This window comes from Ruegeria atlantica (assembly GCF_001458195.1).
Taxonomy (GTDB): domain Bacteria; phylum Pseudomonadota; class Alphaproteobacteria; order Rhodobacterales; family Rhodobacteraceae; genus Ruegeria; species Ruegeria atlantica.
Genome location: NZ_CYPU01000039.1, coordinates 235,931 through 254,293 on the forward strand (window position 1 = coordinate 235,931; position 18,363 = coordinate 254,293).

Genomic DNA, 18,363 nt, shown 5'->3' on the forward strand with positions numbered 1-18,363 from the left:
TCAATCATGGTTAACACCGCGTTAAAACTAAACGATGAAGTGGTTAAGCCTGTGCTTTCTTGTCTGCCATAGCTTCGGCAAAGCGTTCGAACAGGTAGTAGCTGTCCTGTGGGCCAGGCGAGGCCTCGGGGTGGTGCTGCACTGAATAGACAGGGCGATCGGTCATGCGGATGCCGCAGTTGGACCCGTCAAACAACGAGCGGTGGGTTTCCACAACTCCGTCGGGCAGGGACTGGCCATCCACCGCGAAGCCATGGTTCATCGACGTGATCTCGACCTTGCCGGTATCCAGGTCTTTGACCGGATGGTTGGCCCCGTGGTGGCCGTGGTTCATCTTGACGGTATGGCCGCCCAAAGCCAGTGCCAGCATCTGGTGGCCCAGACAGATGCCAAAGACGGGCAGGTCGGTGGCGTCCAGAACCTCTTTGATCATAGGCACGGCGTATTCACCGGTGGCTGCCGGGTCTCCGGGGCCGTTCGACAGGAACACGCCATCGGGATTATGGGCCAGCACCTCGGCGGCCGTCGCCGTTGCAGGCAGAACCGTGACGTCGCAGCCAGCCGAGGCGAGGCAGCGCAGGATATTGCGCTTTGCGCCAAAGTCCACGGCGACAACTTTATGCACTGGAGCTTCCTGACGTTTGTACCCGTCTGGCCAGGTCCACCGCATTTCGTCCCAGCGATAGCTTTGAGCGCAGGTGACCTCTTTGGCCAGATCCATACCTTCCAGACCGGCAAAGCTGCGCGCGGCGGCGACCAGTGCCTCGATATCAAAGTTACCGTCGGGATCATGCGCCAACGCGACATGAGGAGCGCCTTGCTGACGGATGGCACGGGTCAGGCGGCGGGTGTCCACACCACCGATGGCGATGCGGCCACGGCGGGCGAGCCAGGTTTTCAATTCTTCGGCCGAGCGCCAGTTCGATGGCTCGGTTGGATCCCATTTGACCACCATCCCGGCGGCAACCGGATCGCCGGTCTCATCATCTTCGGGGTTCACGCCGACATTGCCGATATGAGGGAAGGTGAAGGTCACGATCTGTCCCGCATAAGAGGGGTCGGTCATGATTTCCTGGTATCCGGTCATGGCGGTGTTAAAGCAAAGTTCAGCCACGGTTTGGCCGGTGGCGCCGAAGCCCATACCGTAGAACAATGTACCGTCGGCCAATGCCAGACATGCGGTGGGCTTGGACGGGGCGTTCTGGGCCATGGCGCGACTCTCCTGCAAGGTAAACCGGCGCATACCTAAGGGGGTTGTACGCTCGGGTCAAGTCTGTTCAATTTTTAGGCTATTGTTTAAAATCAATAAGTTAACCATATGCACCCCCTGTTGTATCGCGCTTTTTGTTTCGATATGGTCGGGGTTCCTTTGCCATGGGGATGGACAGAACATATGGATATGCGATCAAGGGTGAACACTGCCCTGAAGCAAGCAATGAAAGACAAGGATGCCGAGCGTCTGTCGACGCTGCGCCTGATTAATGCTGCGATCAAGGACCGTGACATCGCCTCGCGCGCGTCTGACAACGAAGAAGCCAAAGGCTGCGGCGACACAGAGGTGCTTGAAATTCTTGGTAAAATGACCAAGCAGCGCAAGGAAAGCGCCCGTGCCTATGAAGAGGGCAGCCGGTTGGATCTGGCCGAACGGGAACTGCGCGAGGTCGAGGTCATCGAGGAATTTCTGCCCAAGCAATTGGACGATGACGAGGTGAGCAAGGCCATTCAGACCGCAATCACGGCCACCGGTGCCGGGTCGATCCGCGACATGGGCAAAGTGATGGGTGAGCTGAAAACTCGCTACACCGGCCAGATGGATTTCGGCAAGGTTGGCCCGATGGTCAAAGACCAGCTTTGCGCTGGGGCAAGCGGCGGCTGCTAAGCCCTTTTCTTTTGCCAGATGCTAAGACTGCGCGACAGGTTCGCGCAGTTTTTTTGTGAGTTCATCAAACAGCGAAATCCGCTCTTCCTCAGACAGAAACGCGCCGATTTCAACTTCGCGGCCGTCACCGGTCAGTGTAACATAATTCGGGACCGGGCCGCCGCGCTCGTGCATTTCGGGGCGCGCCCAATAGCGGTTGCAGGACCACTCCTGCTGCCCCCGTTGTGGGTGATGCTGCACCAGACGGGCCTGCGAGCCGGTCAAGGTCAACACCTCGAAAACGCTGCGTGCACGGTAATTGGACTGGATCGCGAACCACAGTCCCAGAACGGTCAACAGCATGAATGGCAGCAAACCCCACAGCAAAACCGACCCAAGAACAGCCATCAGGGGAATCAAGCCAAACAGGAAGACCGCCAACACCACACGCATCGCCCAGCGTGGGGGCAGAGAGTTATGCGGCCACAGGCGCAACTCTTGCTCGGAACTTGAGGTTTGATTCCATCGATACGGCATGGTGCAAAAATAGCGCAACACCTGCCGGTGTCTAACAGGAAAGATCAGATGACGTGCCCAACTCTGGCCCACGATAACGCGTCGTCCAGCCGGTCATCGCCCCAGAAAACCTCGCCGCGAACGACCAGGCTAGGGGCGCCAAAAACGCCCAGCTTTGTGGCCTGTTCTGTTTCGGTTTCAAGCGCCGAGATCGTGTCCGGGCTGCGGGCGCGTGCAAGGGTCAGGCGCGGGTCCTGCTGACACCGGTGCAGTGCTTCTGACAGCGCCGTTTCGCTGCCCGCCTCGATCCCTTCTTCGAACCAGATACGGTACAGGTTTTGAGTAAAGGATTTACCCCAGCCATCCGACATACCCAGCACAGCGACCTGATTGGCAAGCGCAAGATCCGAGATCGGGTAGGGTGCCGGAAGCGTGGCGTGCAGGTGGTACTTGGCGGCGCGCCGCTCGATATCGCGCCACATATATGCGGATTTGGCCGGTTTGCCTGCAAAGGGAATGTTCTGTTGTTCGGACATCACGGTGCGCACATTGAACGGTCGCCAATTGACGGTCGCGTCATGCTCATCACACCAATCATCCAGGCGCATGATCGTCAGGAAGCTGTATGTGCTACCGATGGAAAACCAAAAGTCAATTTCGGGCATCTGATGGCTCCGATCCCAGGGTTTCTGGATACATGATACCCTAAATTGTTCAGATTATCGAACGCACCCTGAAATGCCGTTGCGGACGCGCCAAATTGGGTCGCTCTAAAACAGAACTTTTCGATGGGTTGCGCGGGTTGAGGCGCAACCCCGCAGTCGGTCATCTGCCGCAAGTCAATCTCGATGCTGCGACAAAGGGCCGAGATCGGAACATCGGTCACATCCCCTTCGAACGGATCCTCCATCGAGGCGCTGACGCGTTCGGTGACAAAGAAGATCCAGCAGACCAGCGCCCCAACCGGCGCAAATGTCAGCCAGTCGAAAATCACGAGCTGCAATACGGAGATATCTGTTTCGGGGATGATCGATCGCTCGTCGTTGAACGCCAGCGGCAGCATGAAGATGAAGATCCAACTGAAGACGCGACCGACCTCGGCAACCTGTCTTGGGAACGGTGTGTTTTTGATGCGCTCACATCGCCCCTGTGTCGTCGTAAACCGCGCGAGGCGGTCCATCAGGGCGACGTGCCAATAGGGGTCAATCCCACGGCTGCGCGCCAACTCAGCAAGCTTTTCGCCCTGAAGAAACAACAGATAGGCGGCGCGATTGCTCTTGCCTTCAAGCCTGGGCAAGTCGCTTTCCAATTGGCGTTCACGCCAGCATTCGGGCTTTTGATGCAGCTCGGTGCGGTCTGAAATAGGTTTGTGTCCAAACATCCATGGACGTCGGCTGCGTCCTGTCGGCGAGGGCTGGCGCAGCTGAAAGGCAAGCATATTGAGCCATGCGATGTGACGTTCGATCAGTTCGTCGCGCAGCGCGGGATCAATCGGTGTGCCGTCGGGCAGCACCAGATTGCTAATAGTATTGCCCCAGTCCCGGCTGGCATTGACGATTTCGCCCCAGATGCTGCGCGCTTCGGACCAGCGCGCAAAGGCCGATGTGTTTTTGAAGCCCAGAAAGAACGCCACTGCCAGCCCGAGCATGGTGACGGGCGGGCTGGGGTTCGAGATCAGCTCGATTGTCGTGAGTTCATCTGCCAGTACAACCAGCAGCGTCCATGTCAGCACGATGCAGATAAAGCCAAAGGAGCCTTTGACCATCTGTCGTACAGTTATTCCGTCGTGAAGGATCATGACCGACCGGGTCCTGCGCAATTGGCGATTGCAGATCAGTCTAACGGCTTATTCTCGGGCAAGTCTATGCCAGCGCTGTTTAATTCTTGAGGCCCGAAAATGAAAAGCCCCGCATCTGCGGGGCTTTGTCAGTCTATGTTGCCGGGATTAGTGGGCGTGGCCTTTATCCCAATCTTCCTGCTTTGGCAGCTGCTCGAACGTGTGCTCGGGCGGCGGGGTCGGCAGGGTCCATTCCAGCGTATCCGCGTATTCGTTCCAAGGGTTCGGTCGGGTCTCACGCTTGCCACGCAGCAGGGCGTAGATCACGATGCCGAAGAACAGCAGGAACGAGGCGAACGAAATGAACGCGCCAATCGACGATACATAGTTCCACTGGGCGAATGCCTCAGGGTAGTCGATGTAGCGGCGCGGCATGCCCTGACGGCCCAGGAAGTGCTGCGGGAAGAAGGTCAGGTTGGCGCCAATGAAGAACATCCAGAAGTGAACCTTGCCCCAGAATTCCGAGTACTGGCGACCTGTCATCTTGGAGAAGTAGAAGTACATTCCCGCAAAGATCGCAAACACGGCACCCAAGCTCATCACGTAGTGGAAGTGCGCAACCACGTAATAGGTGTCGTGATACGCACGGTCCACACCGGCTTGCGACAGAACCACACCGGTCACACCGCCAACGGTGAACAGGAACAGGAAGCCGAAGGCGAACAGCATCGGTGTCTTGAACTCGATCGAACCGCCCCACATGGTCGCGATCCACGAGAAGACCTTAACCCCAGTCGGCACCGCAATGACCATCGTGGCCAGCATGAAGTACGCCTGCTGACGCAGTGACAGGCCAACGGTGTACATGTGGTGCGCCCACACGACAAAGCCCAGCACACCAATCGCGATGATCGCCCAAACCATCGGCAGGTAACCGAAGACCGGCTTGCGCGAGAAGGTCGCGATGACGTGGCTGATGATGCCGAAACCGGGCAGGATCACGATGTACACTTCCGGGTGGCCAAAGAACCACAGGATGTGCTGATACAGGATCGGATCGCCGCCACCTGCGGGATCAAAGAAGGTGAAGCCAAAGTTGCGATCCATCAGCAACATGGTGATTGCGCCCGCCAGAACCGGCAGGGACAACAGAATCAGCCACGAGGTGACAAAGATCGACCAGCTGAACAGCGGCACCTTGAACAGGGTCATGCCCGGGGCACGCATATTCAGGAAGGTGGTGATCATGTTGATCGCGCCGAGGATCGAGGAGGCGCCCGATACGTGCACGGCAAAGATCGCAAGGTCCATGGACATGCCGCCTTCGGTCGTCGACAGCGGCGGGTACAGAACCCAGCCTACGCCCGAACCGAGCTGATCGTTACCACCGGGGCTCAGCAACGAGGCCACACCCAGCGACGTACCAGCGACATAAAGCCAGAAAGACAGGTTGTTCATCCGCGGGAAGGCCATGTCCGGTGCACCGATCTGCAACGGCATGAAATAGTTGCCAAATCCGCCGAAAAGCGCGGGGATGACCACGAAGAACATCATCAGAACACCGTGGTAGGTGATCATAACGTTCCACAGGTGTCCGTTAGGCGTGCAGAGCTCGGCTCCACTACCAAACAGCCGGAAGCCTTCCAGGCACATATGCTGCACCCCGGGTTCCATCAATTCGATCCGCATGACAACAGTCATCAGAACTGAAATCAGACCGGCAAGTGCCGAGACGACCAGGTATAGAATCCCGATGTCCTTGTGGTTGGTCGACATGAACCAGCGCTGGAAAAATGTGCGCTGGTCTTCATGGTCGTGACCATGAATGGCTGCGTCTGCCATTATAGGTGCCTCCTGTTGCAACTGCACCGCGCAGTTGGACCTCTCCATCGCGCGGAATTCCTGCTGGTTTTAGATTGCGGGGGGACGACCTTCAATGGTCGAGTTTGATCTGGATCAAGATTAATTGTCGCGGGCAGGAGGGCGACCCGCGAATTTTTCACTAAATTCCGCATTCTTCTGGGTATCAGCGCCCCGAATTCAAGGGGGCGGCTGGGAATTGCGTTCCCCGCTTGACCCGGGCCGGGGTGCGCCGCAGAACTGTCGGCAACGCGTCAATCGGAGAATTGAAATGACCGCCTATGATCCCGAGAATATTTTTGCCAAGATTTTGCGCGCAGAGATCCCTTCGAGCCGAGTATACGAAGATGACGATACGGTGGCCTTCATGGATATCATGCCGCGCGCGGACGGGCATCTGCTGGTGATCCCCAAAACTCCTTGCCGCAACATTCTGGATGCAACGCCTGCACAACTGGCGGCTGTGACCGCAACGGTCCAGAAAATGGCCAAGGCTGTCGTCGCAGCGTTTTATGCGGACGGTGTCACGATCCAGCAATTCAACGAAGCCGCCGGAGGGCAGGAGGTGTTCCACCTGCATTTCCATATTCTGCCGCGCCATGATGGTGTTGCTGTACGGGCGCCGGGAACGATGGGCGATTTCGACCTGATCGCGCAGCATTCCGAAAAGATCAAAGCTGCGCTGAGCTAACTGGGAGGCAGTTACTTCAAGTGCGTGTGTGGCCCCGCGCACTCACTATGACCGCCAAATGCGTGTAGCACGGCGCAGACATGGTCGTGCTTGCCATCGCAGGCTTTGGAAATTCGAGACAGTTCCGCCTCGAGGCTGCGCAGGCGGGAAATACGGTCCCGCAGGTCGGCCAGTTGTCTTTCAGCAATTTCATGCGCTTGGTTAAGGTCGCGGCCAGATGCGCCTTCCAGAGACAGCAAACCTTCTATGTCGGTCAGCGGCAAACCCAGATCGCGGCAATGGCGAATAAAAATCAGCCGTTTTAAGGCAGTGTCGTCGTACCGGCGCTGATTACCCGCTGTTCGATCCGGGCGCGGCAACAGCCCCTTGTCTTCGTAAAACCGGATGGTCGGAATCTTGACCTGCGTGTGACGCGACAAATACCCAATTGAAAACATCTTTTTTCCTTAGGGCTCTTGAACCTCTAGTCACTAGAGGAATTACATGAAATGTGCAGCCGTAACAAGGGACACACATTTTAGATGGCACATGATCACTCTCATAAGGGGCACAGCCACGCGCACCACCACATAGACCCGGAGGTAGGGGACGCGCGCGTTGCTTGGGCCATTGCCGTCAACATGTTCCTGACGCTGGCACAGGTCATTGGGGGCATTTTTTCAGGGTCGCTGGCGTTGATCGCCGACGCCCTGCATAATTTCTCTGACGCCATCGCGCTGGTCATCGCGTTTTTCGCCCGCAAAATCGCCCGCCGACCTGCCGATCCACGCATGAGCTTCGGCTATGGCCGGGCCGAGGTCGTCGCAGCGCTGGTCAACTACACCACTCTGGTCGTGCTGTCGGTGTACTTGTTCTACGAAGGCGTGATGCGGTTTTTTGAGCCTGAGCCGGTTAACGGCTGGATGGTCGTCTGAATCGCGGCACTGGCTTTGATTGTGGACCTTGTCACGGCTGCGCTAACTTACTCGATGGCCAAGGACAGCATGAACATCCGGGCGGCCTTTCTGCACAACGTGGCGGACGCCTTGGGATCGGTGGCCGTGATCATTGCCGGCACCGCGGTGATCCTGTTCAACTGGACATGGGTAGACCCCGCCGTCACGATCCTGATTTCGGTCTACATACTGTGGCATGTCAAAAGTGAAATTGGCGAAACGATCCGCGTTCTGATGATGGCAGCGCCCCCCGAACTGGACCCGGAAGAGGTCGCCTCGGCCATCGAGGACATACCGGGTGTGTCCGAGGTTCACCATGTCCTCCTGTGGAGCATGCAGGAGCGAGAGCCCGCGTTGACGGCCCATCTGGTCGTGGACGCGGCGGCCTGGGCCGATGCGGAAGGGGTGAGGGCCAGCGTCAGACAATCGCTCCGCGACCGGTTTGCCATTGGTCACGCCACGCTTGAGCTTGAGCAGATCGACCGCGCGTGTGTCGGGTCGTCTCGTTTTGGGCATACAGAAGAGAAACTATAGAGCGGGATGCGAATTGCCGCTCCGATTTGGGGTCGGAACGGCAGACTCGTTAACAAAAAATTTTCCGATTACTCAGGATGACCCAAGATCACCGGTTAAAACACCACTCACTCTAAGAACGGCAAATCTAAACTACCCGCAAACACGCGGGATGTATCCATTTGAGTGAGTTTTTCACCCATTTGCCCTATTTGTACTGTAGCCATTGGGAAATTTTGGCTCAGTATGGAAACAGCGGGGTTAAAAATTGCGGGATTGTTAACAGCGCATTGATTCTGAACGATTCGCAGGTATCGATTTAGCCCCCATTGGGGGCAAAAACCTCTGAGAAGGTTTTCCGTAGGGCTGTGTCCACGTCCACCAGGGTAACCGGCAACCCCAGATCGACAAGCGACGTAACCCCATGTTCGGTGATGCCGCAGGGGACGATGCCCGAAAAATGTTCGAGGTCAGGTTCGACATTGATCGAGATGCCGTGGAAGCTGACCCATTTGCGCAAGCGCAATCCGATCGCGGCCACTTTATCCTCGGCAGGTTGGCCCGAAGTGGTCAGCGGTTTGTCATTGCGCCGCACCCAAACACCAACGCGTCCGTCGCGGATTTCACCATGCACGTTGAACTCGGCCAGCGCTGCGATCACCCACTCTTCCAGTTGCTTGACGAAACGACGCACGTCCTTGCCGCGTGTGTTCAGGTCCAGCATCACATAGGCCACGCGCTGGCCGGGGCCGTGATAGGTATATTCGCCACCACGCTTGGCCTCAAAGACTGGAAAGCGATCTGGGTCGGTCAGGTCTTCGATCCGGGCTGAGGTGCCAGCGGTGTAAAGCGGCGGATGCTCCAGCAGCCACACACATTCATCCGCTTCTCCCGCCGCAATTGCGGCCACGCGCGCCTCCATGAAGGCGACGGCATCTTTGTAATCGGTCAGCCCGTCGGTGATCTTCCATTCCATAAATGCTCCTTACCGCCGGGGCAGGGCGAAGAAAAGAGGTCACGCAGCTTCGGTCAGGCACCGTTGCAGCAGGTCAGAATAGGTTTCGGCCCCTTGCGCACCGGTCACCAGGTACTTGCCCTCAAACACCATTGACGGGACACCTGAAACACCACGGCTGGTCCAGAACTGCTGCTTTTGGCGAACCGGCGCACTGTGATCGCCCGAAGTCAGAGCCGCATGGGCAGCGTCCCGGTCCAGACCCGCCACTTGGGCCGCATCAAGCAGGACCTCGGATTGGGATACGTCCTGTTGATTGGTAAAGTAAGCCTCGAACAGGGCCATCTTCAACGGATGCTGGCGGCCTTGCGTTTCGGCCCAGTTCAGCAGTTGATGTGCTGCAAAAGTATTCACCATCCTGCTGTCGTCATTGAAGTTGAACGTAAAGCCAAGCTCGGCGCCGATCTGGGTCAGCCGATCGCGAGCCTGCTGGCTCTGCTTAACCGTAGAGCCATACTTCTCCATAATATGTTCGCGCAGGTTCTGGCCCTCTGGCGGCATATTGGGGTTCAGCTCAAAAGGATGCCATCTGAGATTAGCCAGCACGTTTTGTTCTTTCAAAGCCAGGTCCAGCTGGCGAAACCCCACGATGCACCAGGGGCACACAATGTCTGAGACGATATCAATCTGGACAATTGGGCGGGGATCTTGCGCGGTCATTGGCGGGCTCCGGGGAAGGGGGAAGTAAACTCTGTCTGCAGTACAGATAAGGATGGCACCTCGGAATTCAAATTGGCGTGTTTTTTGCCTCTTCACATCCAGCTCACCACCGTCTATACGCCCCTCTACCAAGTCATTGGCAGTGCGGTCGTGGCGGAATTGGTAGACGCGCAGCGTTGAGGTCGCTGTGGGGTAACACCCGTGGAAGTTCGAGTCTTCTCGACCGCACCAAATAATTCATCTAATTTTGTAATTTCAATTTATTTTGGTGACGTGAACGATCTTGGATCGCCTTTTGGCCCACCTTACGGCTTGTGATTGGGTCATCAGGGCAACGTAGTCGCTTTCTTTTGTTCTGCACGCGCACGCTCATGCCTCCGATCATCGTGTTGAGTGCCTGACAACTGATCAAGTACATAAATGGCTTCCACCACTTACTGTTTGTCGAGGATGAAGTTCCACTGTTGGCCAACAGGCTGTATGAGCGCGCCAACGAAACAAGCTGCAAGACCCGTCGAGATTACGTGAAGCATGTAAAGTTACTATCCGGGCAACAAGGTTCACTATTGGCTAATTGCTCAAGATGTGGATCACGGATGGTGACACGCACAAACCGCAAATCTGGCAGCAAGTTTTTCTGTTGTTCGAATTACTCAAAATGCAAAAGCACTCGAAGCATACAATAGGTCAACAGATTTTGATCACGAGGCTACCTCAAAACACATTGCTTGAACGCGTTTTCGTAAAAATTTGACAACATGGCTTTCCGCAAACCTCTTTCACCTTCCGGACCGCTGCCATCCCAAGCTCCAAGAGGGTCACGTATCCGCTTGTCAGTTGGCCCATGTGCGTTGGAAGGCGGGTGGCATAGCCATTCATTACACAACTTACCCTGTTGCCGCCTGAATGCATGTTTGTAAGCAATAGTTGGCCAATCAAACATCTTTTGTTGACCGTTTCCTACAATTCTTGTTCCACCGAAATACCGAATTTCCGATTCACGCGCTGCCGCAAATGTGGTGGCTGATTTGCCTCGAATATTGAGATTGCCATCCAATACGGGCTTAAGAACTATCACGACCATGCAATCAGAGTTGGGCGGCAAAGCTTGAGTGAATTATTTCAAAAAGAGTGCGCCGAATCGATGAAGAAGCTAAAAACGTTGACAGTTCGGCGATCATTGGCTTCTTTGTTTCCAGTTTCCATCATTTAGAAAGAGTGAAACGAACAAAATACGAGAAAATCTCGGTGCTTGGATAGTTCATCCCTTAAGATGATCGTTGTAAAATCGCGTCCTGCAAGTAGGAGGCCTAATTGCCGAAAGTTGTGAATCTACTGCATCTTCGGAAATGTACTTGGTAACGAGTGTGCTGTTCCGATCATATGAGCGGAGCAGCATTTTTTTAAGGAGTTGCATTGACAATATGCAGGCTCCCTCTTTTTGTCACAGGCGGTTTCGAGTTTGAAATGAGGTCATGTAATTTTAGGGTTAACTTTTTGTGGAAAATCCGCTCGGAAGCCGTGGGATTCCTTCGAAACAGCATGGTGATGTGCCATCGAACCTGCTCAGTGGGATTCGACTAAAGTTGCTTGGATTGCATGGCGCAGTGTAGTGAGGTGTGCTCGTCTCCGGCGGAACCTACTTCATGCCCGTTTATCGCGGGAAGCATAATAAAAAACTCTGTGCCTTCACCAAGTTTGCTTCTATAGTCTATATCTCCTCCAAAATGCTCCACAATTTCCTTTGAAATGTGCATCCCGAGCCCTGTACCGCCTGCATGACGTTCATCGGAAGAGTCGATCTGGGAAAAGCGATCGAAGACTTTGTCCTGACATCCCTCGGGTATCCCGATGCCGTGGTCTTTGACGAAGAGACGAATCTTCCCATCGACTTTTTCGCATCCGACGGTAATCTCGCCTCCATCAAGGGAAAATTTGGCTGCGTTGGAGATCATGTTGGCCAACACCTGAAGAAGGCGGGAAGCATCACCTTTAACGAACAGATCTTCGTTTCCCCTTATGTCCTCCACAATTTCTACGTTGTGAGCACTGGTGTACCCAGTGTTAACGGAAATCGCTTCCTGAACTAGCGTATTTATATCAATAGTTCCTTCACGATAGTTCATTTCACCGGCCTCCATTTTTTGTATGTCCAGCACATCATTGATAAGTGACGCGAGCCGTTCGCTGTTTTTGCGTGCTAAATGTATGAGGCTTTGCATTGAATCTGGAACTTCACCCAAAGCGCCAGTGTTGATTAGGTCAAGTGACCCCTTGATCGATGTAAGAGGCGTACGCAGCTCATGGCTGACTGTCGATATGAACTGAGTTTTCGCAATGTAAGCCGCTTTTGTTCTTTCGTGTTCTGCTTTGAGTTTTTCGAGTTGTTCCAAATTCCTGCGGTAGAGCTTCAGAAACACTATCGAACAGTCGATCAGAAAATACATTACAAAGATAACGGTGAAGAAGTGCAGCCAGAGTTCAGATGAAAGCTCGGGGCGTTCGATCCAGATGTCTTTGACGACAATCAACATGAACGAAACGCCATACATGGCCAATCGGACAATCATCGCCCACAGAAACTGATGGTTGTTCATTGCTGCAAACAACGCCGCAGCAAACAAGAAGAACATTGGCGTAAAGTGACCACCGGCGGGTTGTGCGAAAGCAACTGAAACAGCATATAGGCAGATTGCGGCTGAGCTCAGGATCGTGTTCAACAGAATCCAAACAACCATCATACCTATTGCTTTGTGCTGGTTTGGCTTTAAGCGCGGTACGCGTTTGGCCAACATTAAATCTTGCACTTCGCAAACGAGGATTGTCCCGTAGAACAGCAGGGCGTTTAGAGGGTCGAAGAAGAATGCAGTTAAAATGGTCGTGGCCAGATAAATAGCCTGCCGCTGCCACAGAAGCGCAAAGCTCATGGCAGTATAATCTATGATGTTCTGCAGAAGCCGGTTTTCCGTTTCACCGGAGTCCCGGTCCCGCAGATTGGCGTCGATGGCTGTCATCCAAATGTCTTCGTTTTTCGCGCTTTGCAAGTACCAATACCGGCACAATGAGGACTTAGTTGGTCCAAATTGGGTTCACAGTTTGGCGTCAATCCTTTGAATCTTATCGCGATTGTTGGGCGATTCACGCAAGTTTTTGGTATGGGATACCGCAAATTTTTTGCGCAATTGCAAGAGCAGGGTGCCCAAAATTGAGGATCTCGTTGCTAAGTGGGAATTTTTTCACCTTAATGTGTCCGAAAGAAGGAATAGTTCTAAAAGGGTTGGGGTTTGACTGCAGTTGAATTTACGAAGTTGAGGCAGGGTACTGTCGCTCCTGTTTCGGCTAGGCTTGCGACAAAGCCGGTGACACTGCTTCAGTTTGCAAGGTCCGCTGGCCGAAACATGTTTGAAGTCATCCCGGCCGAAACTCTGCGTGAAACGTATGTTCGTGGGCCTTTGAACATACACTATATCTGCGATCCTGAAATGATTACCGAATTACTCGTCGGCCAGGGGCGTTCGTTTCCGAAAGCCAAGTTCACTAAAGACATTATTGGATCAGCAGTAGGCAACGGGTTGATTCTCTCAGAAGGGGATAAATGGCGTCAGCAGAGGCAAAGGTATTCTCCATTGTTCGCGGCCAGAAATCTCCCGGTTCTGGCCCGGCTTTTTGCAGAGACTGGTGTCGAGATTGCAGACTCATTGGCGGAACACGAAGGCCCCGTAGATATTGCACAAATTGCGCCTGCATCAACTTTGACAAATATTTCTAGAGTGATTTTTTCAGGTAACAAGGAAGTCAGTTCAGAGCAGGTACGAGTGGGGCTGATCAAGTATTTCGAATACATTTCTGATCTGTCCCTTTTCGATTTAATGGGTTTGCCAAAGTGGTTGCCGCGCAAAAATTGGCTACGCAGCATGGCCCCGGTTACTAATATGCGGAGCCTCGCCAGACAGGTCATAGATCAGCGTCGCGCCGAAGGCCGCAGCGAGCCATTGGACTTCCTCGATTTTATGATTGAGGCGTTAAAAACCGATTTCGAGGATGAAGCGACGACCGTTGATAACCTTTTGACATTTGTCGTTGCTGGTCATGAAACTTCCGCTAACGCTTTGGCCTGGGGATATTATCTGCTGGCATTGCACCAAGACATGCAAGCTAGGGTTAGACAAGAAATTCGATCTGTTCGCCCAAAAGGCTTAGTGGAATTTTCGGACTTGGAGGCAATGCCACTCTTGCGCGCGCATGTTAAAGAGACATTGCGGCTTTTCCCTTCCGCCGCGTTTTTTGCCAGAGACGCAACTGCGGACCTTGATATTAAAGGGATTAAGATTGAAAATGGCGACGCGTTGTTCTTCCCAGTTTACTCTTTACACAGAAATGAAAAATTATGGGATGCTCCTACCCACTATCGGCCGGAACGGTTCCTGGGAGCTACGCTGCCTCGAGGTCAGTACATTCCATTCGGAGATGGTCCCAGAATCTGCATTGGCGCTCAGTATGCTGAAACTGAGATCATGGTACTTATGGCTTCGGTGCTCCGTAGAATAAATTTTTCGATTACTGAATCAGAAATGCCGGAACCAGTTTTGACGTTCACCATGCGTACCAGTGGCCCACTCATCCTCAATGCCAAACGGGTTCGCAACTAAAGTGAATATCTAAACTCTAGTGCTTGACCACTGGTAGAGGTCAGCATTTGCTAAAGACGGCAAAGCTTGCTACCGGCGAGTGAGGTAAGTGTCATCGCCGTACAGTTCACGCAGGACTGTATCAAACAATCTATTGTTGACCATTCCTTTGCGATGTCGCGTATGCTCTGAAAACGTGGGGCAGGTTGTAATCAGGCCCTTTCTGAGATTGGTCTCACGAAAATTCACTATTTTGACAGCCATGTCCAAAGATGCGAATGCTCCAACCTTTGTAAATGAACGAAGCGATACCGGTGTACTCTTCACCGCTTTAAGGTGGACAGAGGCGCAACGGTTTCTGAGAACGGTCCTTAGTTCTTGGTTTAGAAAAGCTTCGGTTGGAATATTCTGGGTACGTTCCCGTCCATGTGTAATAACGAGAAAAACGCCGCTCCCTCGATAGGAATAGATTCCTCCGGCTGCCTGTGTTGTCTTTTGAATGCAAAATCCAATGTCGGAAACAGCGCGCCGAAAATCACCAAATTCCCTCAGATCAAAATGGTACTCCGCATCCCGAAATTTGATTGCTGTTACCCAGGAATCAAATCGGCGCCCCCGTGAAAGCTGCTCCACATAGTTGTCGAACTCGACATACCCCAAGCATTGTTCCTGCTCGTCGATGGACAGGGGGTCTTCAAAACTGAATTTCTGATTAAAATCCAGTTCACAACGAAGATTTTCTATCGACGCTGAAGAGGATTGGGTTTTCTTTCTCTCCATCATAAGAAGATGGGCGGCGTTCATACGGCTACGCAATTCAAAGAAGTCGAAGGGCTTAGTTATATAGTCAAACGCGCCTTCTAAAAATGCCCTCTCTATGTTCTGCCTGTCATCTAGAGCAGTTAACATTATGACAGGGGTTTCAAGATTGTCCGGCAAGTTTCGGATTTGTGAAAGCAATTCAATCCCAGTGGTTCCGGGCATCTGAATGTCAACAAGCAGACAGTCGAACGGGGATTCCGCTGCTTCTATCTGCCGAAGTGCTTCATCAGCTGAACTGGCGGCAACCACTTTGCAGTTTTCGAGTTCAGGAAGTGCGGATTGGAGCAATTTCAGAATGTCAGGATCATCATCAACCGCCAATACAGTAAGCGCGGTCTTTCTTTGTGCTCTAAGCCCCAACTTTTTTTGGAACCGATCACTTCCGAATGTGGAATGTCTCATAACTGGTGAACCGCCGATATCCTAATAACGGGTTAACCCTATGAGGCAAGTGGGTCGAAACAGCGGCAAAAATGGAGGTAATCGACGTAGAAAGGGGTTTTTTCTTGACCTTTATTTGGCGCCAACGGCCTCAGCGACGAGTTGCCTGTTATTGTTGTGAACTACCGTCGCATTCTCTTAATGATTTTTTTTGGCAATTTGTTCGTGTCTAAGAGCAGTCTACGATCGCAAAACTACGGAATTGAACAATGGTTGGAAGTCCAAGAATCAATTCTGGAAGCCCCACTAACATGCAGAAAAGCCGCGGTTTCCCACTAGTCTGAAAATCATTCATAGTTTCCATGAAATCTGCGTCGCGCATCCAATACTACAAAAGACGCTCTAGTGGCTGAGTTGTTCCATTTACTTGTGGATGTTGAACAAAACCGACTGACTGACGGTGCCATCGATGGAAAACTTTGCGCCGACAGGCGAGGCATTGATGTTCAGTCGCCGTGACCACCGTGCCCAGACTGAGGGGACGATGCCCAGTATGCTGGTTGCACCACCTTCCATCGCGACAGTAGTCATCTGGTGAAACAACTCCTGTTGAACCAGCAGCCTGCGTGACGATGCAACATCCTTTGCCACGAAGAAACGGGATGCTTCCCAAACAGAGTGCTTTACCGGGGCGTCAATAAATAGAACGTCAGATGGTATTCCTTTAAGGATACCTCTTTGCGCGTCGCGCAGCATATAACTATATACGCCGCATTCTGCAGTCGTGGGCAGAAGTCGCACACCTCCTAATACTTCACCGAATTCATGCAACACAACCCATCGACAGGCTGGCGTGTCGTATTGGTCGAATTCCATCCCGTCAGCTTCACCAACTTGCCACTTCAACTGGTCAATGAAAATTGACTTTCTGGTTTCAAGGTATTTTGCCAGTAGGGTGCCATACTCGTAAATATTGCGAAAATTAAGTGTAGTCGCGCGAATATTGCCAATGTCACCACGTGACGTTGGCGGACTGCTTTTGACAGCAAAAATTTCTAGTCGCGCCAAAGTATTTGGTGCGCGTGAAGTACCATTGGCAGGTGTCAGTTCCGGAAACCCCTCCGGGAGCGGGTATGTCTGCTTATACTTGAGTGGTCGGTCCATATTTTACTCATATTTTTGACACACTTATGGCAAGATTCAGCGCGGCAAGTCCACAACCCTATGCGGTATTTGCCCGAATAGATGGAAAGGTGTGTCTAAATCTCCTCCCTCCCTTTGGTTGAGTTTGCTGACTGACCAAAAACTTTAGAAAGTTCTTGGCTACTATTTTCTCCCGCTGGCTTCACTTATTTCCTCGTGTCTGGCAACATTTTGAAAAAAGACAGCTTCTTTTGCGTGTTCCGTTCGAATTCACGATGGCTCAGGCGCCGTGTCGCTTTCCGATAACGTTTCGAGGCAGCCGTGACGGCTGATAGGAGCAAAGTCAAAATGGCATAAAGAACTGGAGGGAATTACTTTTCAACATGTGCCCTCGCGCGCGAAATATTGTGCAAATTAAAAAAATGCCCAGACATAAGGAAGCCCGCCTTATGTCACGGTTTTGCCGCCTTTGTACGAGAGGATGAATGAACCCTGAGTGTTTTATGCGCCAGCCAAACGTTGCCTTAAGTCTGCAATGCCCAACGTTTGGTGAGGTGCAAAAGGTTGGTGAAAAGTTATGCGTATACTTGCTGTAGACGACGATCCGAGCATCCTGGAGTTGCTAGATAAAGTTCTGGACGCGTTCGGTTACAAAGATGTCGTCACCGCCAGAAGTGGGCGGGAGGCCATTGAAATACTGTCGAGACCTAACGAGGCTTTCGACTGCTTGCTACTGGATGTGCAGATGCCGCAAATGAACGGCATTACTCTTTGCGAAGAAGTGCGAAAATTACCAGAACACACTTACACGCCCATTATCATGGTGACCGCCATGGTACAAAAAGAGTACATCGACGAAGCATTCGGAGTTGGGGCCACGGACTACGTTACAAAGCCTTTTGAGTTCTCTGATCTGAAGCAGAGGTTGTCCGACGCCTATAGGATGGCAGCGGAACGCCGAGCCGCAATCGAGGTGCTCGAAGCTGAAGCGGATTTTGAGGTGTGTTTTGACAATAGTCCGGACGTTCGCTTAAGTGATCCGCAATGTTTCGGAGAATTGCCCGGTTTCATTGGGTTAGCTGAATTTGAGAACTACGTTGTTCAGCTTTCAACGATGCACTCTATGGCTGCAAAAATTGTGGCGGTGAAATGCACAGGCGCCGAACAAATCTATATGACGAGCACGGTCAGTGAATTCCGTAGTGCCATGACTTTAGCTGGTACAGCGGTTCTGTCAGCTAATCAGGAAGGGCGTAAAGTGGCGACCTATTGGGGAAACGGCGTGTTCTTGGTGATCTACGACATTCAAATTAATTTGAGTGTGGACCAGTTGGGTGCTACGCTTCCGGAAGCATTGAAAGATATTTCCGGTGATGGCACTTCAGGCCGGCCAATTGGCTTCCAGGTGAGCCAAGAAGTTGTGCTTAAAGCCAAAACCAAGATGGAGGCGTTGTTCTTGATAGACAAGGCCGTCGAAATGGCTGAAATGTCGGATGGTCGAGCGGCGAGTATCGGTTGAAAAACTGCATATATCGATGGTGATTAAGACCAGGCTAATGGCTGA

The 18,363-nt window shown here is 52.8% G+C and carries 16 protein-coding genes, 1 tRNA gene and 1 pseudogene; 6 read left to right on the plus strand and 12 right to left on the minus strand.

The genetic code is table 11. From position 1 onward, the window contains the following. Positions 1-43: 43 nt before the first annotated feature. Entirely contained in the window at positions 44-1,210 is a 1,167-nt protein-coding gene (gene carA, locus RUA4292_RS11085; RefSeq protein ID WP_058278159.1) for a glutamine-hydrolyzing carbamoyl-phosphate synthase small subunit, read from the minus strand. A gap of 183 nt (positions 1,211-1,393) precedes the next feature. Between carA and RUA4292_RS11090 the strand changes: the two genes are divergently transcribed. Further along, positions 1,394-1,879, plus strand: a complete 486-nt coding sequence (locus RUA4292_RS11090; RefSeq protein WP_058278160.1) for a GatB/YqeY domain-containing protein — start codon at positions 1,394-1,396, stop codon at positions 1,877-1,879. Between the two features lie 21 nt (positions 1,880-1,900). Here RUA4292_RS11090 and RUA4292_RS11095 read toward each other — a convergent pair whose 3' ends face one another. The 4 genes from RUA4292_RS11095 to ctaD all read right to left on the minus strand — a co-directional run bounded on the left by RUA4292_RS11095 (position 1,901) and on the right by ctaD (position 5,993). Continuing rightward, positions 1,901-2,395 (minus strand): DUF2244 domain-containing protein, encoded by a 495-nt coding sequence (locus tag RUA4292_RS11095; RefSeq protein ID WP_058277638.1) that lies wholly within the window; start codon positions 2,393-2,395, stop codon positions 1,901-1,903. Positions 2,396-2,439: 44 nt separating this feature from the next. Continuing rightward, positions 2,440-3,039 (minus strand): 2-hydroxychromene-2-carboxylate isomerase, encoded by a 600-nt coding sequence (locus tag RUA4292_RS11100; protein ID WP_058273903.1) that lies wholly within the window; start codon positions 3,037-3,039, stop codon positions 2,440-2,442. Beyond that, entirely contained in the window at positions 2,988-4,172 is a 1,185-nt protein-coding gene (locus tag RUA4292_RS11105) for a bestrophin family protein (protein ID WP_058277639.1), read from the minus strand. The genes RUA4292_RS11100 and RUA4292_RS11105 overlap by 52 nt, the downstream gene beginning before the upstream one ends. A 147-nt stretch (positions 4,173-4,319) precedes the next feature. Next, positions 4,320-5,993, minus strand: coding sequence for a cytochrome c oxidase subunit I (gene ctaD / locus RUA4292_RS11110; protein ID WP_058277640.1), 1,674 nt, complete (start codon positions 5,991-5,993; stop codon positions 4,320-4,322). Positions 5,994-6,282: 289 nt separating this feature from the next. On the opposite strand from ctaD, the gene RUA4292_RS11115 reads away from it, so the two are divergent. Next, complete coding sequence (locus RUA4292_RS11115) at positions 6,283-6,702, plus strand: HIT family protein (protein WP_058277641.1); 420 nt, start codon at positions 6,283-6,285, stop codon at positions 6,700-6,702. Positions 6,703-6,713: 11 nt separating this feature from the next. Here RUA4292_RS11115 and RUA4292_RS11120 read toward each other — a convergent pair whose 3' ends face one another. Continuing rightward, positions 6,714-7,139 (minus strand): MerR family transcriptional regulator, encoded by a 426-nt coding sequence (locus RUA4292_RS11120; protein WP_058277642.1) that lies wholly within the window; start codon positions 7,137-7,139, stop codon positions 6,714-6,716. 84 nt (positions 7,140-7,223) lie between these two features. Between RUA4292_RS11120 and RUA4292_RS11125 the strand changes: the two are divergent. Next, a pseudogene (locus RUA4292_RS11125) lies at positions 7,224-8,171 on the plus strand (cation diffusion facilitator family transporter). Positions 8,172-8,469: 298 nt separating this feature from the next. Here the strand turns inward: RUA4292_RS11125 and lipB are convergent. Both lipB and RUA4292_RS11135 read right to left on the minus strand, forming a co-directional pair. Further along, a complete protein-coding gene (gene lipB, locus RUA4292_RS11130; RefSeq protein WP_058277643.1) occupies positions 8,470-9,126 on the minus strand; it encodes a lipoyl(octanoyl) transferase LipB in 657 nt (218 codons plus the stop codon). Positions 9,127-9,165: 39 nt separating this feature from the next. Then, on the minus strand, positions 9,166-9,825 hold the full coding sequence (locus RUA4292_RS11135; RefSeq protein WP_058277644.1) for a DsbA family oxidoreductase: 660 nt from the start codon (positions 9,823-9,825) through the stop codon (positions 9,166-9,168). Positions 9,826-9,969: 144 nt separating this feature from the next. Between RUA4292_RS11135 and RUA4292_RS11140 the strand changes: the two genes are divergently transcribed. After that, a tRNA-Leu gene (locus RUA4292_RS11140) sits at positions 9,970-10,056 on the plus strand. A gap of 478 nt (positions 10,057-10,534) precedes the next feature. Here the strand turns inward: RUA4292_RS11140 and RUA4292_RS24780 are convergent. Both RUA4292_RS24780 and RUA4292_RS11145 read right to left on the minus strand, forming a co-directional pair. Continuing rightward, on the minus strand, positions 10,535-10,882 hold the full coding sequence (locus RUA4292_RS24780) for a hypothetical protein (RefSeq protein ID WP_233493419.1): 348 nt from the start codon (positions 10,880-10,882) through the stop codon (positions 10,535-10,537). Between the two features lie 523 nt (positions 10,883-11,405). Beyond that, on the minus strand, positions 11,406-12,839 hold the full coding sequence (locus RUA4292_RS11145; protein WP_058278161.1) for a sensor histidine kinase: 1,434 nt from the start codon (positions 12,837-12,839) through the stop codon (positions 11,406-11,408). A gap of 384 nt (positions 12,840-13,223) precedes the next feature. Here RUA4292_RS11145 and RUA4292_RS11150 point away from each other — a divergent pair, with 384 nt between their 5' ends. Continuing rightward, a complete protein-coding gene (locus RUA4292_RS11150; protein ID WP_233493420.1) occupies positions 13,224-14,474 on the plus strand; it encodes a cytochrome P450 in 1,251 nt (416 codons plus the stop codon). Positions 14,475-14,543: 69 nt separating this feature from the next. Here the strand turns inward: RUA4292_RS11150 and RUA4292_RS11155 are convergent, their stop codons facing one another. Both RUA4292_RS11155 and RUA4292_RS11160 read right to left on the minus strand, forming a co-directional pair. Next, positions 14,544-15,677 carry a response regulator gene (locus RUA4292_RS11155; RefSeq protein ID WP_058277646.1) on the minus strand — a complete coding sequence of 378 codons (1,134 nt, stop codon included), beginning with the start codon at positions 15,675-15,677 and terminating at the stop codon, positions 14,544-14,546. Between the two features lie 402 nt (positions 15,678-16,079). Then, entirely contained in the window at positions 16,080-16,820 is a 741-nt protein-coding gene (locus tag RUA4292_RS11160) for an acyl-homoserine-lactone synthase (RefSeq protein WP_233493421.1), read from the minus strand. A 556-nt stretch (positions 16,821-17,376) separates the two neighbouring features. Here RUA4292_RS11160 and RUA4292_RS11165 point away from each other — a divergent pair. Beyond that, a complete protein-coding gene (locus RUA4292_RS11165) occupies positions 17,377-18,318 on the plus strand; it encodes a response regulator (RefSeq protein WP_058277647.1) in 942 nt (313 codons plus the stop codon). Positions 18,319-18,363: the final 45 nt, after the last annotated feature.